General features: G+C 71.8%; 13 protein-coding genes. 7 read left to right on the top strand and 6 right to left on the bottom strand.

The window, feature by feature from the left end; genetic code table 11:
• Window positions 1-192: 192 nt before the first annotated feature.
• Both F8271_RS24625 and F8271_RS24620 read left to right on the top strand, forming a co-directional pair.
• The gene (locus F8271_RS24625; RefSeq protein WP_151492205.1) at window positions 193-411 is read left to right on the top strand and encodes a zinc ribbon domain-containing protein; all 219 of its coding nucleotides are present in this window, start codon (window positions 193-195) and stop codon (window positions 409-411) included.
• A 152-nt stretch (window positions 412-563) separates the two neighbouring features.
• A complete protein-coding gene (locus F8271_RS24620; RefSeq protein ID WP_151492204.1) occupies window positions 564-3,404 on the top strand; it encodes an adenylate/guanylate cyclase domain-containing protein in 2,841 nt (946 codons plus the stop codon).
• 112 nt (window positions 3,405-3,516) lie between these two features.
• Here F8271_RS24620 and F8271_RS24615 read toward each other — a convergent pair whose 3' ends face one another.
• Together F8271_RS24615 and F8271_RS24610 are read right to left on the bottom strand one after the other, a co-directional pair.
• Window positions 3,517-4,056: a phospholipase gene (locus tag F8271_RS24615; protein ID WP_151492203.1), complete on the bottom strand. Its 540-nt coding sequence runs from the start codon at window positions 4,054-4,056 to the stop codon at window positions 3,517-3,519.
• A 180-nt stretch (window positions 4,057-4,236) separates the two neighbouring features.
• Complete coding sequence (locus F8271_RS24610) at window positions 4,237-5,895, bottom strand: glycoside hydrolase family 10 protein (protein ID WP_151492202.1); 1,659 nt, start codon at window positions 5,893-5,895, stop codon at window positions 4,237-4,239.
• Window positions 5,896-6,100: 205 nt separating this feature from the next.
• Here F8271_RS24610 and F8271_RS24605 point away from each other — a divergent pair, with 205 nt between their 5' ends.
• The gene (locus tag F8271_RS24605; RefSeq protein ID WP_151492201.1) at window positions 6,101-7,597 is read left to right on the top strand and encodes an amino acid permease; all 1,497 of its coding nucleotides are present in this window, start codon (window positions 6,101-6,103) and stop codon (window positions 7,595-7,597) included.
• 44 nt (window positions 7,598-7,641) lie between these two features.
• Here F8271_RS24605 and F8271_RS24600 read toward each other — a convergent pair whose 3' ends face one another.
• Complete coding sequence (locus tag F8271_RS24600; RefSeq protein WP_192580440.1) at window positions 7,642-7,827, bottom strand: hypothetical protein; 186 nt, start codon at window positions 7,825-7,827, stop codon at window positions 7,642-7,644.
• Window positions 7,828-7,963: 136 nt separating this feature from the next.
• Here F8271_RS24600 and F8271_RS24595 point away from each other — a divergent pair, with 136 nt between their 5' ends.
• Window positions 7,964-8,971: a LacI family DNA-binding transcriptional regulator gene (locus F8271_RS24595; protein WP_151492200.1), complete on the top strand. Its 1,008-nt coding sequence runs from the start codon at window positions 7,964-7,966 to the stop codon at window positions 8,969-8,971.
• Here F8271_RS24595 and F8271_RS24590 read toward each other — a convergent pair.
• The 3 genes from F8271_RS24590 to F8271_RS24580 all read right to left on the bottom strand — a co-directional run bounded on the left by F8271_RS24590 (window position 8,968) and on the right by F8271_RS24580 (window position 11,954).
• Window positions 8,968-9,693, bottom strand: coding sequence for a methyltransferase domain-containing protein (locus F8271_RS24590; RefSeq protein WP_151492199.1), 726 nt, complete (start codon window positions 9,691-9,693; stop codon window positions 8,968-8,970). The genes F8271_RS24595 and F8271_RS24590 overlap by 4 nt on opposite strands.
• Before the next feature lie 276 nt (window positions 9,694-9,969).
• The gene (locus tag F8271_RS24585; protein ID WP_151492198.1) at window positions 9,970-10,278 is read right to left on the bottom strand and encodes a hypothetical protein; all 309 of its coding nucleotides are present in this window, start codon (window positions 10,276-10,278) and stop codon (window positions 9,970-9,972) included.
• Window positions 10,279-10,316: 38 nt separating this feature from the next.
• Window positions 10,317-11,954 (bottom strand): ABC-F family ATP-binding cassette domain-containing protein, encoded by a 1,638-nt coding sequence (locus F8271_RS24580; protein WP_151492197.1) that lies wholly within the window; start codon window positions 11,952-11,954, stop codon window positions 10,317-10,319.
• Window positions 11,955-12,016: 62 nt separating this feature from the next.
• Between F8271_RS24580 and F8271_RS24575 the strand changes: the two genes are divergently transcribed.
• The 3 genes from F8271_RS24575 to F8271_RS24565 all read left to right on the top strand — a co-directional run bounded on the left by F8271_RS24575 (window position 12,017) and on the right by F8271_RS24565 (window position 13,631).
• A complete protein-coding gene (locus F8271_RS24575; protein ID WP_151492196.1) occupies window positions 12,017-12,787 on the top strand; it encodes an ROK family protein in 771 nt (256 codons plus the stop codon).
• 100 nt (window positions 12,788-12,887) lie between these two features.
• The gene (locus F8271_RS24570) at window positions 12,888-13,256 is read left to right on the top strand and encodes a M48 family metallopeptidase (protein ID WP_151492195.1); all 369 of its coding nucleotides are present in this window, start codon (window positions 12,888-12,890) and stop codon (window positions 13,254-13,256) included.
• 120 nt (window positions 13,257-13,376) lie between these two features.
• On the top strand, window positions 13,377-13,631 hold the full coding sequence (locus F8271_RS24565; protein WP_088987488.1) for a Smr/MutS family protein: 255 nt from the start codon (window positions 13,377-13,379) through the stop codon (window positions 13,629-13,631).
• The last annotated feature ends 141 nt before the right edge of the window (window positions 13,632-13,772 follow it).

Below are 13,772 nucleotides of genomic sequence, written 5' to 3'. Positions count from 1 at the left end.
CTCAGCCAGGGGCGGCGGGGGCGGGGCACTGCCCGGGGCGCCGGATCCGGCGCGGCCCCCGAGTCGTCCAGCGGACCGTCCAATGGTGCGGACGGTCGGAGCGGTCGCACACGCATCTTGTCCTCGCCGTCCACCACCCGTCGAGTATTACCCATGCCCCGCCGAGCGTCAGGTCCACGTACCCTGGATGCCATGCCCCGGTACGAGTTCCGTTGCCGCGCCTGCGGTGACACCTTCGAGGTCAACCGTCCGATGGCGGCGGCCGGCGAGCCGGCGACCTGCCCGCAGGGACACGCCGACACGGTCAAGCTTCTTTCCGCGGTCGCGGTCACCGGTCGGGGCGCGGGCGGCCCGTTCGGTGGTGCGGCCCCGGCCGGGGGCGGCTGCTGCGGCGGCGCCTGCGGTTGCTGATCCGTTTGATTCGCTGCCGCCTGGCGGGCTGCCCTTGCCGGGAGCGGGTCCGAGTGGCACTTTGAGGCGGCACCTGCCCGGCCGTTCTCACGATGCGTGACCGCTCGGACTCAGGCAGCATGAACCCGACGTCACGGGCGGAGGTTCCACGCATGTCGCCACGGATCCAGCTCCCGAGCGGTTGGGTGACCTTCGTGTTCACCGACATCGAGGGCTCGACCCGGCTGGCCCAACTGCTCGGCTCGGACTACCGCCCGGTGCTCGCCGAGCACCGTCGCCTGCTGCGCCGGACGCTCGCCGGCACCGGTGGCGCCGAACTGTTGACCGAGGGCGACTCGTTCTTCCTGGCCTTCGACGACGCGACGGCGGCGATGACCGCCTGCCTGATCGCCCAGCGGGCGTTGGCGAGCCACGACTGGCCCACCCCGGAGGCGGCGCCCCGGGTGCGGATGGGCCTGCACACCGGCTACGCCGAGCCGCGCGACGGGGAGTACGCCAGCCCCGAGGTGCACCGGGCGGCCCGGGTGGCCGCCGCGGCGCACGGCGGGCAGGTGCTCTGTTCGGCGTCCACGGCGCGGCGGGCCGACCCGCTGCCCTCCGGTGCCACGCTGCTCGACCTGGGCCTGCACCGGCTGCGCGGCTTCGACGACCGGGAACGGCTGTTCCAACTCCTCGCGCCCGGCCTGGAGCGGCAGTTCCCCCGACCGCGCACGGCCGACGCGGTGGCGCACAACCTGCCCACGCAGGTGACCTCGTTCGTCGGACGGCAGACCGAGCGCGTCGAGCTCGGCCTGCTGGTGGAGCAGCACCGCCTCGTCACGGTGCTGGGCGCCGGTGGCGCGGGCAAGACCCGACTCGCGGTGGAGCTGGCCTGCGGCGTGGTCGAGGCGTACCCGGACGGGGTGTGGTTCGTCGACATCGCCTCGGTGACCGACCCGGGGTTGGTGGCGTTCGCCATCGCCGCCGTGCTCGGGCTGAGACCCGAGCCGGGCCGTCCGATGCTGGACACGCTTGTCGAGTACGCGGCCAGCCGTCGGATGCTGGTCGTGCTCGATACCTGCGACACGCAGCCGGCGGCGTGCGCGGAGGTCATCGCGCGGCTGCTCTCCGGTGGCGGGGGCGTGCGGGTGCTGGCGACGAGCCGAGAGTCGTTCAGCCTGCCCGGTGAGGTGGTGTGGCGGATTCCGCCGCTCTCGGTGGACCCGCAGACCGACGGCGCGGAGAGCGACGCGGTGGCGCTTCTGCTGGACCGTACGACGGCGGCGCGTGGCGGCCGGCGACCGGAGGCGGCCGAGTCGGCCGACCTGCGCCGGGTGGTGCAGCGGCTCGACGGGTTGCCGCTCGCCATCGAGCTGGCGGCGGCCCGGCTGCGGGTGCTCTCCGTCGGTCAGCTCGCCGAGCGGCTGGACGACGTGCTCGGCACGTTGGACGCCGGTCGGGAGGATCCGGATCCGCCGCCGGTGGAGCGGGGTTGGTCCGGCAACCAGCAGGACACGGTGGACCTCGTGGCGGCGGCGGCCGGGGCGTCGCCGCCGACGCCGGCGAGCAGGGCGGTGCAGCGTTCGGCCACCGAGCGGCACCTGACCATGCAGGCCACCGTCACCTGGTCGTACCGGACGTTGGGGCCGCGAGCCGCCCGACTGCTGCGGTGGTTGGCGGTCTTCGCCGGCCCGGTGGATCTGGCGACGGTGGAGTGGCTGCTGGGTGACGACCCGCTGGATCCACTGTCGGTGCTGGTGGACAAGTCGATGGTGCTGGCCGAGCCGCGCGCCGCCGGCAGCACGTACCGGATGCTCGATCCGATCCGGGCGTACGCGGCACGGCGGCTGGCCGAGGCCGGCGAGGAGCAGGCTGCCCGGGACCGGCACGTGGCCTGGTCTGCGCACGCGCTGGAGCGGGCGCATCTGGGCACCGACGGGCGGCCGGTGACGCTGTCGCTGTACGCCCTCGACCCGCTCGCCGGTGAGCTGCGGGCCGCGTTGCGCTGGTGTGCCACTGGTGGCAGTGCCCGCGCCGGCCTGGGTCTGGCCGGAGGGCTGGACCAGTGGTGGCGGGAGCGCGGGCTGGCCCGGGAGGGGCGGCTGTGGCTGTTCCGGCTGTACGGGCGGATCGCCGAGACGGGTGAGCGGATTCCGGAGGCGGAGCTGGCGGCGGCGTACCACATGCACTCGCTGCACGCCGGCGCGGACGGCGAGTTCGCCGAGGAGCTGCGCTTCTCCCAGCGGGCGGAGGCCGCCGCCCGGCAGGCCGGCGACGCCGGGCTGCTGGCACGGGTGCTCGCCGGTCGCGCGGCGCCGCTGGTCGACATGGGCCAGTTCGCCGAGGCCGAGCGGGTGTGCCGGGAGGTCATCGACTGGGCGCACGGGCAGGACGTGGTCGGCGAGGCGTTGTTCGCGGTGTTCAGCCTGGCCGAGCTGCTGTGGCGGCGGGGCGCGTTGGAGGAGGCCGCGGACCTGTTGGGGGCGGTGCGTCCGGTGGAGGCGGCCCGGCCGGTGGAGCGGGGTCGACGGTCGGTGGACATGCTGCTCGGGATGGTCGCGCTGGCCCGGGGTGACGTGATCGCGGCGCACGAGCATCTGCTGGTGGCGTTGCGTTCCCGGATGGGCCACGGTTATCACGGCCGGGCGTGCGACACGTTGAACGCGATCGCGGTGCGTTGCGCGGCCGGCGGGGAACGGCTGACCGCCGCTCGACTGTTCGGAGCGGCGCAGGCCACCCGGGCCAGCATGCGGTCGACGCCCGGCATCTACGGCGGCTACTGGGCCGATCAGCAGGCGGAGCTGCGTGCGGCGCTGGGCGACGCGGCCTTCGACGACGCGTACGGCGAGGGTGCGGAGTTGGGGCTGGACGAGGCCGCCGCGCTGGCCCTGGACGTGGAACACCCGGATCTGGCGGCGGATTCGACCCGCTTCAGCACGGGCCTGTCCCAACCGACCCCCCGCCAGCCCGCCGACCCCGACCGCCACCCAGCAACAAGAACCGAACGCGCCTAGCTCGGGTCGATCATGGAGTTGTGGTGGGAGACATTCCGCTCTTCCGCGGCCAAAGCCCCCACCACAAGTCCATGATCGACGTGGGTCAGGGTGGGTTGGGGTGGGGTGGGGGTTAGCGGGTTGCGGCCTTGGCTTCGGCTTCGGCCTTCATTCGGGCGGCGCGGTCGATGTCGGCCTGCTGGACGGCCGCTACCGAGCCGAAGACCTTGACTGCCTGGTAGTAGGTCCAGGCCAGGCTGTAGCAGGCCGGGCGGACGACCGAGTTGTAGGTCGCGCAGACCCGCTTCAGGTCCTCGTAGAACGCGCTGTCGAGGCGGGACTTGTTGGCGGAGAACTGGCCGGCCGCCTTGTAGTTGCGGTAGCCGAAGTCGTGCCGGTAGCAGCCCAGGTTGAAGGTGAAGCCGAGCGGGTTGTCCGGGCTGGACGAGCAGTAGTCGGTGGACCAGTCGAAGTTGTACTCGGCCCAGGGTGCCCGGTTGACCCGGGCGCTGTTCCAGGAGTTGTAGCTGGACACGCTGGTCTGCGTCCAACTGGACAGCACGGACAGCTTCTGTGCGGGGGTGACGGCGGCGGCGGCGGGGGAGGCGATGGCGAGGGTGGCGAGCAGCGCGAGCGCGCCCGAGGCGAGCAGGGTGGCGAGACGTCGGGGCACGGGTTACCTCCGCGGGGGTGAGCGGGTGGGCCGGAAGTTACCGGCGGGTTACCGGATGTCGATGAGTGTCAATCAGCTGATCAACTAGGCGGTATGCGCCTCGCCAACTATTGGTGACATGCGCCGAAACAGACGAATGCCCCGGGCGCGCGAGACGCCCGGGGCATTCGGAAAAGCGGGTCAGCGCAGGGCAAATGCCGGCGGACTGACCGGGCTCTCGTTGGCCAGTCGGTCCAGCGAGGTCACCTGGTAGGTGTAGCGCCGGCCGGGCTCGGCCGACGTGTCCACCCAGGACTGCGACCCGCCCGGTACGGCCCGGACGGTGTCGATCAGGTGCGCGGCGTCCGCGGTGGCGCACCGACCGGGCAGCGAGGTGCCGTCGAAGCGGTAGATCGCGTACGAGGTGGCGGTGCCCAGCGGGCCGACGCCGTCGGCCGGCTGACGCCAGGTGAGGCGTACCCCGTCGGCCTGTCGGCTGGTCCCGGTGACCACCGGGAAGAGCAGCGGCTTGGCCGGCAGGTGCGGTATGGCCGGCACCAGTGCCGGGCGCGAGTAGTGCTCGGCGGCGTAGATGTCGGTGGCGCCGAGCCGGTTGGCCCGCACCTGCACGGCGGAGAAGTGCAGGTTGCCCTGCACCTCCGGGTACGACCGGTTGAGCGTCAGGTGGTCGGACAGCTCACGCGGGTTCTGCCAGAACGGCCCGTACGCCGGATCGCCGCTCTTGTAGTCGGCCTGGCCGATGTAGAGCTGCACGCGGGTGCCGCGCACCGTCTCGGCCCACCACGGCACCAGGCGCGCGTAGTCGGCGGCCGGGTACTGGCCGATGTACCAGTACAGTTGTGGCACCACGTAGTCGATCCACTCCTGCTTGACCCACTTGCGGGTGTCGGCGGAGATGATGTCGTACGACTGGCTGCCGGTGGTGTCCGAGCCAAGCGGGTCGGCGGTCTGGTTGCGCCAGATGCCGAACGGGCTGACGCCGAACTTCACCCACGGCTTCGCCGCCTTGATCTTGCCGTTCATCTCCTGGATCAGCAGGTTGATGTTGTCCCGCCGCCAGTCCGCCCGGTCGGTGAAGCCCCGGTTGTGGGCGGCGAACGTGGCGTCGTCGGGCACCTGGTAGCTGCCGCTGGGGTAGGGGTAGAAGTAGTCGTCGAAGTGGACGCCGTCGATGTCGTACCGCTTGACCGCGTCCATCATCGCGGTCTGCACGAACTCGCGGACCTCGGGGATGCCGGGGTTGTAGTAGAGCCGGCTGCCGGCGACGCCGGCTGGCGGGTAGGCGAAGGTCCAGTCGGGGTGTTGCCGGGCCGGGTGGCCGGGGGCGAGTTGGGTGAGGTCGGCGCCGGCGCCGCCGGGGGTCGGCATGGAGACGCGGTACGGGTTGAACCAGGCGTGGAATTCCAGGTTGCGCTTGTGCGACTCGTCGACCAGGAAGGCCAGCGGATCCCAGCCCGGGTCCTGGCCGCGGACGCCGGTCAGGTACTCCGACCAGGGCTCGTACGGCGAGGGCCAGAGCGCGTCGGCGGTCGGGCGGACCTGCACCACGACGGCGTTGTGGTGCAGCCGTTCGGCGAGGTCGAGCAGCTCGCGATACTCGGCCTGCTGGGCGGCGATCCGGTCCGGGCTGGTCTGGGACGCCTTGCTGGGCCAGTCGATGTTGACGACCGACGAGATCCACATGGCCCGGAACTGCCGCTTGAGGGTGGCCGGGTCGGTGGTGCAGGTGGCGGTGGTGGTGCTGGTGGTGCCGGGTGCGGCGCTCGCGGGGGTGGTGGTGACGAGCGTGCCGAGCAGGGCTACGGCCAGCCCGGCGGCTCCGAGTCGTGTGGCCTTCATGCGGTGTGTCCCTTCGTTGGGGCTACCGGATGTTCCGCGCGGCACCGTCCGGCAAGATTCGCCGTCGATGTCCGCGTTTCTGGAAGGAAATTTTCACAGTCTGGCCATCGACGCAAGGGTTCGTGGTTGACCATTCCCGCCGCTGGGTAGCAACGCCGGCTACCGGCCGCCACGGTGGTGGTCGCACGGTGGGAGGGCTGAGCGCATGTCCGTGCTGCGAACAAAACCGATCAAGGACGTGATAGCTCAAGGTGAGGCGGACGGCTCCGACGGCCAACTCGGCCTGAAGAGGCGCCTCGGTGCGATCGACCTCACCGGCTTCGGTATTGGGATCGTGATCGGCACCGGCATCTTCACGCTCACCGGGATCGAGGCCCGCGACAGCGCCGGACCGGGCGTCGTGATCTCCTTCGCCATCGCCGGCGTGGTCGCCCTGCTCGCCGCCCTCTGCTACGCCGAGCTGGCCTCCAGTGTGCCGACCGCAGGCAGCGCCTACACCTACGCGTACGCCACCATGGGTGAGATCGTCGCGTGGATCATCGGCTGGGACCTGCTGCTGGAATTCGCACTCGGCGCCGCCGTGGTCGCCCGCGGCTGGTCCGGCTACCTGGCCGAACTGCTCGACCTGCCGACCCGGTGGTTCGGCGAGGAGGGCAGCACGGTCAACATCGGCGCCATCGCCATCGTGCTGATCCTCGGCATCGTCGCGATCGTCGGCATCCGGGAATCCGCCCGGATCACCAACCTGCTGGTGCTGGTCAAGGTGGCCATCTGCGTGTTCGTGGTGGTCGCCGGGCTGTTCTTCGTCAAGGCCGCCAACCTCACCCCGTTCATCCCGCCGGCCGAGCCCGCCGGTAGCGGCGACGACGGCATCAAGCAGCCGGTCACCCAGGCGCTGTTCGGGCTGGAACCGTCGGTTTTCGGCTTCGTCGGGGTGCTCAGCGCCGCCGCCGTGGTGTTCTTCGCGTACACCGGCTTCGAGGCCGTCGCCAACCTGGGCGAGGAGACGCGCAAGCCCAGGCGGGACCTCACCCTGGGCCTGCTCGGCACGCTGCTGATCTCCACCGTGCTCTACATCGGTGTCTCGCTGGTGGTCGTCGGCATGGTGCCGTACACCGAGATCGACCGGGGCGCCCCGATCGCGTCGGCGTTCGAGGCGGTCGGCGCCGGCTGGGCGGCCGTACTGGTCTCCATCGCCGCCGTCGCCGGTCTGACCAGCGTCATCCTCGTCGACCTGGTGGCCATGGGCCGGATCGGCTTCGCCATCGCCCGCGACGGGCTGATCCCGCCGTCGATCGCGGCCGTGCACCCGCGCTGGGGCACCCCGTACCGGATCTCGGCGATCATGACGGTGGCTGTCGCGCTGCTGGCCGGCTTCCTGCCGCTCTCGGCCCTGGCCGACCTGGTCAGCATCGGCGCGCTCTGCGCGTTCGTGCTCGTGTCGATCGCGGTGCCGATCCTGCGCCGCAAGCGCCCGGACCTGGAGCGGCCGTTCCGGGTGCCGTTCTCCCCGGTGCTGCCGATCTTCTCCGCGCTGGCCTGCCTCTATCTGATGCTGAACCTGTCGGTGGAGACCTGGCTGCGGTTCCTGGCCTGGATGCTGCTCGGCGCGATCATCTACTTCGGCTACGGCTACCGCCGCAACCGGCTGGCCCGCCACGAACCGGCCGTCGCCCCGGCCCCGCGCGAGCCCACCGCCTGAGTCGACGCGTGCGGAGGGGCCGAGCGCCCCTCCGCACGATCGGCTCAGGGACGCGACTGCGACGTACCGGTCGGGCCCTTGACGACCGGCTTGCCGTCGACCCACGTCACCTCGTCGAGCCACACCTGGCGGCTCGGGCTCTCGCAGACCGCGTAACCCTCGGCGTACTCCGCCCTGTCGTACGCGTTGGCGGCGAAGAAGAGCAGTAGCCGGTCCGCAAGGGGTGCCACCTTTCCTCAGTGCCGGAGCCGGTTGACCGCTGTCACGGTCCGCCCGGTGTCCCTCGTTTCTACAACGTTGTAGGCAACGTTGTAAAGGGCTGATGACGAGGTATGGTGCGCTGGGTTACATCGGGGAGGTTGCGGAGTGCGGCACAGGCTCAAGGACGTCGCCGAACGGGCGGGCGTCTCGGTGAAGACGGTCTCCAACGTGGTGAACGGCTACGTGCACGTCCGGCCGGACACCCGCGCCCGTGTCGAGGAGGCCATCGCCGAACTCAACTACCGGCCTAACCTCTCCGCCCGACACCTGCGTAAGGGCCGCACCGGTGTGATCGCCCTGGCCGTACCGGAACTGGACATCCCGTACTTCGCCGAGCTGGCCCGCTACGTGGTGACCGCTGCCGCCGACTTCGGCTGGACGGTGCTGATCGACCAGACCGGCGGCGGACGCGAGCAGGAACGGGTGGTCGCCTCCGGCATCACCGACCACCTGATCGACGGGTTGATCTTCAGCCCGCTGGCCCTCACCGCGGAAGACCTGGCCGGCCTCGACGGCACGCCGATGGTGCTGCTCGGCGAACGGGTCGACCACGGCCCGGCCGACCGCGTGGTGATCGACAACGTGGGCGCGGCCCGGGAGATCACCGCCCACCTCGTCGGCCTCGGTCGACGTCGGATCGCGGCCATCGGCTCGCAGCGCACCGACGAGGGCGCCAGCGCCCGACTGCGCCTGGCCGGCTACGCCGACGCGCTGCGCGCCGCCGGCCTGGACTACGACGAAGCCCTCGTGGCACCCGCGCCGGCCTGGCACCGCGCCGACGGCGCGGCCGCGATGCGCGGCCTGCTCACTTCCGGGGTACGCCCCGACGCCGTCTTCTGCTTCAACGACACGCTCGCCCTCGGCGCCCTGCGGGCCCTGCACGAGGCCGGCCTGCGGGTGCCCGAGGACGTGGCGGTGGTCGGCTTCGACGACATCGAGGACGGCCGGTTCTCGATCCCGACCCTGAGCACCGTCGCCCCGGACAAGGCGCAGATCGCCCGCCTGGCCGTGGAACTCCTGGCCAACCGCCTGGACGGCGACCGCACCGCCCCGGCCCGGGAGCTGTCCGCCCCCTACCGCCTGGAGCTGCGCGAATCCACGCAGACCCCCTAGTCGAAGAAGCGGGCCAGGTGGGACTTGGACGCCGGTTCGGCGTCCGGGGGAAGGGGAGTCAGGTCGGCGAAGATCGAGGCGCCGTCGCAGCCCGCGTGCAGGGGATACCAGCGCGGTGTGCCCGGTGGCCGGAGCTGACAGATCCCCTTGAACGTCTGCACGTCCATCAGCCGGACGTGGGTCGGGTCCGCCACCGCGTTCACATGCCCCCACCAGGGGCTCATGACGTGCAGTACGCCGCCCGGGCGGAGCACCCGGTGGCACTCGTCGACCAGCGGCAGGAAATCGATCAGGTGCTCCAGGATGTGCACCGCGAAGAGGACGTCCACCGAGTTGTCGGCCAGCGGCAGCGAGCCAGACAGGTCCGCCACGGCGTCCACCCCCGGCGCCGGATAGATGTCCAACCCCAGGTTGCTCGGCCACTGCTTGGTCGGCCCGCAACCGAGGTCCACCACCACCGGCTCCCGGCCACCGACACCCACGCGGCACCAGACGCCGTACACCCCGGCCAGTCGCCCCACCAGCTCACGGACCAGCCGCAGGTCGGCGGGCTCGGGCACCTCGCCGCTCAGATGGGCCACACCCCGGTCGAACCGCACCTCCACGGCCAGACCACGCAGCCGTTCGTCGTGCCGGACCTGGTCCGCCCACGCCTGCGCGAGGAAATCGTCGATCGCCCGCAGCCGGTCGGCCGAGGGCGGAGTCTGTGCCAAAGCGACCATTCGGGCCACCTCCCGCCGCGCGATACCCGCATACGCGCCCGTTATGCCCCGCTCGTCCGCCTCGATGCCGACTCGGGTGCGGCCCGCCGTTGAGGGTGTCGCAGGATGCGAGGCAGGACCGGAATCAGCGTGATGCCACACAGGCATCAAGATGACTCTCCGGCATCACGTTCAACGGAGACATCGGCTCCGCTCGGGCATGAGGCGAGTCGCGAACGACCAACTCCTCCCATGCCACCGCAGTCAACCCGGCGCGGTCGGCCCGGCGCGGTCGGGTCAGCCGGACAGGGTGCGGCGGCCACCGCGCATCCGCTGCCGGGGCGGCGGGGCGGCTGGCTTCGGCCGCTTGAGGTGATAGCGGTGCAGCTCGTTGTTGCCGGGCAGGGACGGGTCCTCGCTCATCGCGACCAACTCCCAGCCCTGGTCGCCGGCCCGGTTCAGGTGGGCCAGTGCGGTGTCGCCGTACGGCGTCACGTCGACCATCGAGCCGTCCGGGCCATACCAGACGAAGACGACCTCCCAGCCCAGGTCGTTGGTCGCGGCCTGACGGCGGCGGACCAGCAGGGCGTACTCCCACTTGAGCATGGCGTCATTCTCACCCCCCGGCGGCCCGCCGGCACGGATCAATCCTCGGCGATCCGCCCGGCGTCGACCCGCAGCCGTCGGTTCGTCTCGATCGCGGCCAGCATCCGCCGGTCGTGAGTCACCAGCAGCAGCGTGCCCGGGTAGCTGGCCAGCGCCGACTCGAGCTGCTCGATGGCGGGCAGGTCCAGGTGGTTGGTGGGCTCGTCGAGCACCAGCAGGTTGACCCCGCGCCCCTGGAGCAGGGCCAGCGCCGCGCGGGTCCGCTCGCCCGGGGAGAGGGTGGCCGCCGGCCGCGGCACGTGCGCCGCACGCAGGCCGAACTTGGCCAGCAGGGTCCGTGCGTCGGCCGGCGACAGGTGGGGTACAGCCGTCTGGAACGCGTCGATCAGCGGCGCGTCGCCGAGGAACAGGCCGCGGGCCTGGTCCACCTCGCCGACCACCACGCCGGGCCCGAGCGAGGCGGTGCCCTCGTCCAGCGGCAGCCGCCCCAGCAGCGCGGCCAGCAGCGTGGACTTGCCCGAGCCGTTCGCCCCGGTCACCGCGACCCGGTCCGCCCAGTCGATCTGGAGGTCGACCGGGCCGAGGGTGAAGCCGCCCCGGCGTACCACCGCGGAGCGGAGCGTGGCCACGACGGCGCCGGCGCGGGGCGCGGCGGCGATCTCCATCCGCAGCTCCCACTCCTTGCGGGGCTCCTCCACCACGTCCAGCCGTTCGATCAGCCGCTCGGTCTGCTTGGCCTTGGCGGCCTGCTTCTCGCTCGCCTCGCTGCGGAACTTGCGGCCGATCTTGTCGTTGTCGGTGGCCTTGCGTCGGGCGTTCTTCACGCCCTTGTCCATCCAGCCACGTTGGGTGCGCGCCCGCGCCTCCAGGCCGGCCTTCGTGTCGGCGTACTCCTCGAAGTCCGCGCGGGCGTGCCGGCGGGCCACCTCGCGCTCCTCCAGGTAGGCCGCGTAGCCGCCGCCGTAGTGGTTGACCTGCTGCTGCGGCAGGTCCAGCTCCAGCACCCGGGTCACCGTGCGGGTGAGGAACTCCCGGTCGTGGCTGACCAGCACCGTGCCGGCCCGCAACCCGGTGACGAACTCCTCCAGCCGCTCCAGCCCGGCCAGGTCCAGGTCGTTGGTCGGCTCGTCGAGCAGGAACACGTCGTACCGGCTGAGCAGCAGCGACGCGAGCCCCGCCCGCGCCGCCTGGCCGCCGGAGAGCCCGGTCGTCGGGTGGTCCAGGTCGACCGCGAGACCCAGGTCGGCGCTCACCTGCTCGGCGCGTTCGTCCAGGTCCGCGCCGCCGAGGGCGAGCCAGCGCTCCAGCGCGTCCGCGTACGCGTCGTCCGCGCCGGCCTTCCCCTCGGTCAGCGCCTCGGTCGCCGCGTCCAGCGCCGCCTGCGCGGCGGTCACCCCGGTCCGGCGGGCCAGGAAGTCGTGGACCGTCTCGCCCGGTCGCCGTTCCGGCTCCTGCGGCAGGTGCCCGACGCTCGCCGTGGGTGGGCTGAGCCGCACGCTGCCGGCCTCGACCGGCAGCAACCCGGCGAGGGTACGCAGCAGCGTCGACTTGCCGGCTCCGTTCGGCCCGACCAGCCCGACCACGTCGCCGGGGGCCACCACCAGGTCCAATCCGGCGAACAGCGGGCGGTCGCCGTGCCCGGCGGCCAGGTCCTTGACGATCATCGTGGCGCTCATCAGGACGGCAGCCTATCCGGCTGCCCGCATACGAGCCGACGGCAGCGGGCAGACTCAACGGCGTGGTGACCACACTGGCGATCGACTGCGGTGGCGGCGGCATCAAGGCGTCGGTGCTCGACGAGGCTGGCACGATGCGGGCCCGGCCGCTCCGGGTGCCCACCCCGTACCCCCTGCCGCCCGCGCTGTTCGTCCGGACCCTGCGGGATCTGGGCGGCCGTCTGCCGACGGCGGACCGGCTGACGGTCGGCGTACCCGGGATGATCCGGCACGGCGTGGTGGTGGCCACCCCGCACTACGTGACCCGCAGCGGCCCCCGCAGCCGGGTCGACCCGGAGCTGCTCGCCGAGTGGTCCGGATGGGACGCGCGGGGAGCGTTGGCCGACGCGTTCGGGGTGCCGGCGCTGGTGCTCAACGACGCCGAGGTGCACGGGGCGGGTGTCGTCGCCGGCACCGGCTGCGAGCTGGTGCTGACCCTGGGGACCGGGCTGGGCAGCGCGCTCTTCGACGGCGGGGTGCTCGCACCGCACCTGGAGCTGTCGCACGCGCCGGTGCGCTGGGGCACCACCTACGACACGTACGTGGGTGAGCCGGAGCGCCGCCGGCTCGGCGACGCCTTCTGGTCCCGACGCATCCGGCAGGTGGTGGACGGTCTCCGCCCGGTGTTCCGTTGGGACCGGCTCTACCTGGGCGGGGGCAACTCGCGGCTGATCCGGCCGGAGCAACTGGCCCGGATGGGCGACGACGTGGTGGTGGTGCCCAACACGGCCGGAATCGTCGGCGGTGTCCGTGCCTGGGAGCTGGCCGCCGGCCGCCGGGACGCCCGAACCTGACCCGATCGCGACCCGATCCCGACCCCGGGAACAGTCGCCAAACGCCCATTGTTGTGCCAGCGTCGGAACAGGTGACGGTGCGACCCGAGGAGGTGGGCAGATGGATCTTCTGGCGGACTACCGGCGGGCGACCATGTTCTTCGAGACCGGAGACCCGAGCGGAGCGGCCCGACTGCTGGAGCCGATCGTCGACGCCGAACCCGGCAACGCGGCGGTCCGGCAGCTGCTGGCCCGGGCGTACTTCCAGTCGGCTCAGCTCAACCGGGCCGAGCAGCATCTGCGGGAGCTGGTCGACCGCGACCCGAGCGACCACTACGCGCACCACGTGCTCGGTCGGACGCTGGAGCGGCTGAACCGGCACTCCGACGCGCTGCGGCACCTGCGGATCGCCGCCGCCATGTACGCGGCCAACGACGACTACCGGGCGGCGTTGGAGCGGGTTGAAGCCCGGGTGGGCGGCACGCGCTGACGCGCATCCGGTGACGAGCAGGGGCGGTCCTTCGGGGCCGCCCCTTCGTCGTCCGGCAGGCGGGCCGCCGGGCGTGCCTAGGATGGCGGACATGGGACCTGACCGGCCGGGGGCTGCGGCATGAAGCTCAAGCTGGACCTGCACGACATCTTCAACAAGGGGCAGGACATCGACCGCGCGTTGCGCGGGATCATGGATGAGGCGGTGGCGAAGAAGGCCACCCTCGTCGAGATCATCCCCGGCAAGGGGTCGGGGCAGCTCAAGAAGCGGGTGCTGCGGTTCCTCGACCAGAAGGACGTCAAGCAGCTCTACCACCGCGTGGAGAAGGACTCGAAGAACTTCGGCCGCCTCTTCGTCCACTTCCGCTGGAAGTAGAAGCGGCATGGCCTCTGACGCGAAGATTCCCTTCGCGTCAGAGGCGGTTGGTTCGCTTCACGACGCGTTCTCCAGGGTGACGCGGTATCCCATGGCTTCGAGTTGATGGATGGCTCGTTTCTTGAATCGGTCGGGGTGCAG

Origin of the sequence: Micromonospora sp. ALFpr18c, from assembly GCF_008868155.1 — a bacterium.
In the GTDB taxonomy this organism is placed as follows: Bacteria; Actinomycetota; Actinomycetes; order Mycobacteriales; family Micromonosporaceae; genus Micromonospora.
Note: the sequence above shows the minus strand (reverse complement) of the source record. Positions and strands in the feature narration are given on the sequence as shown.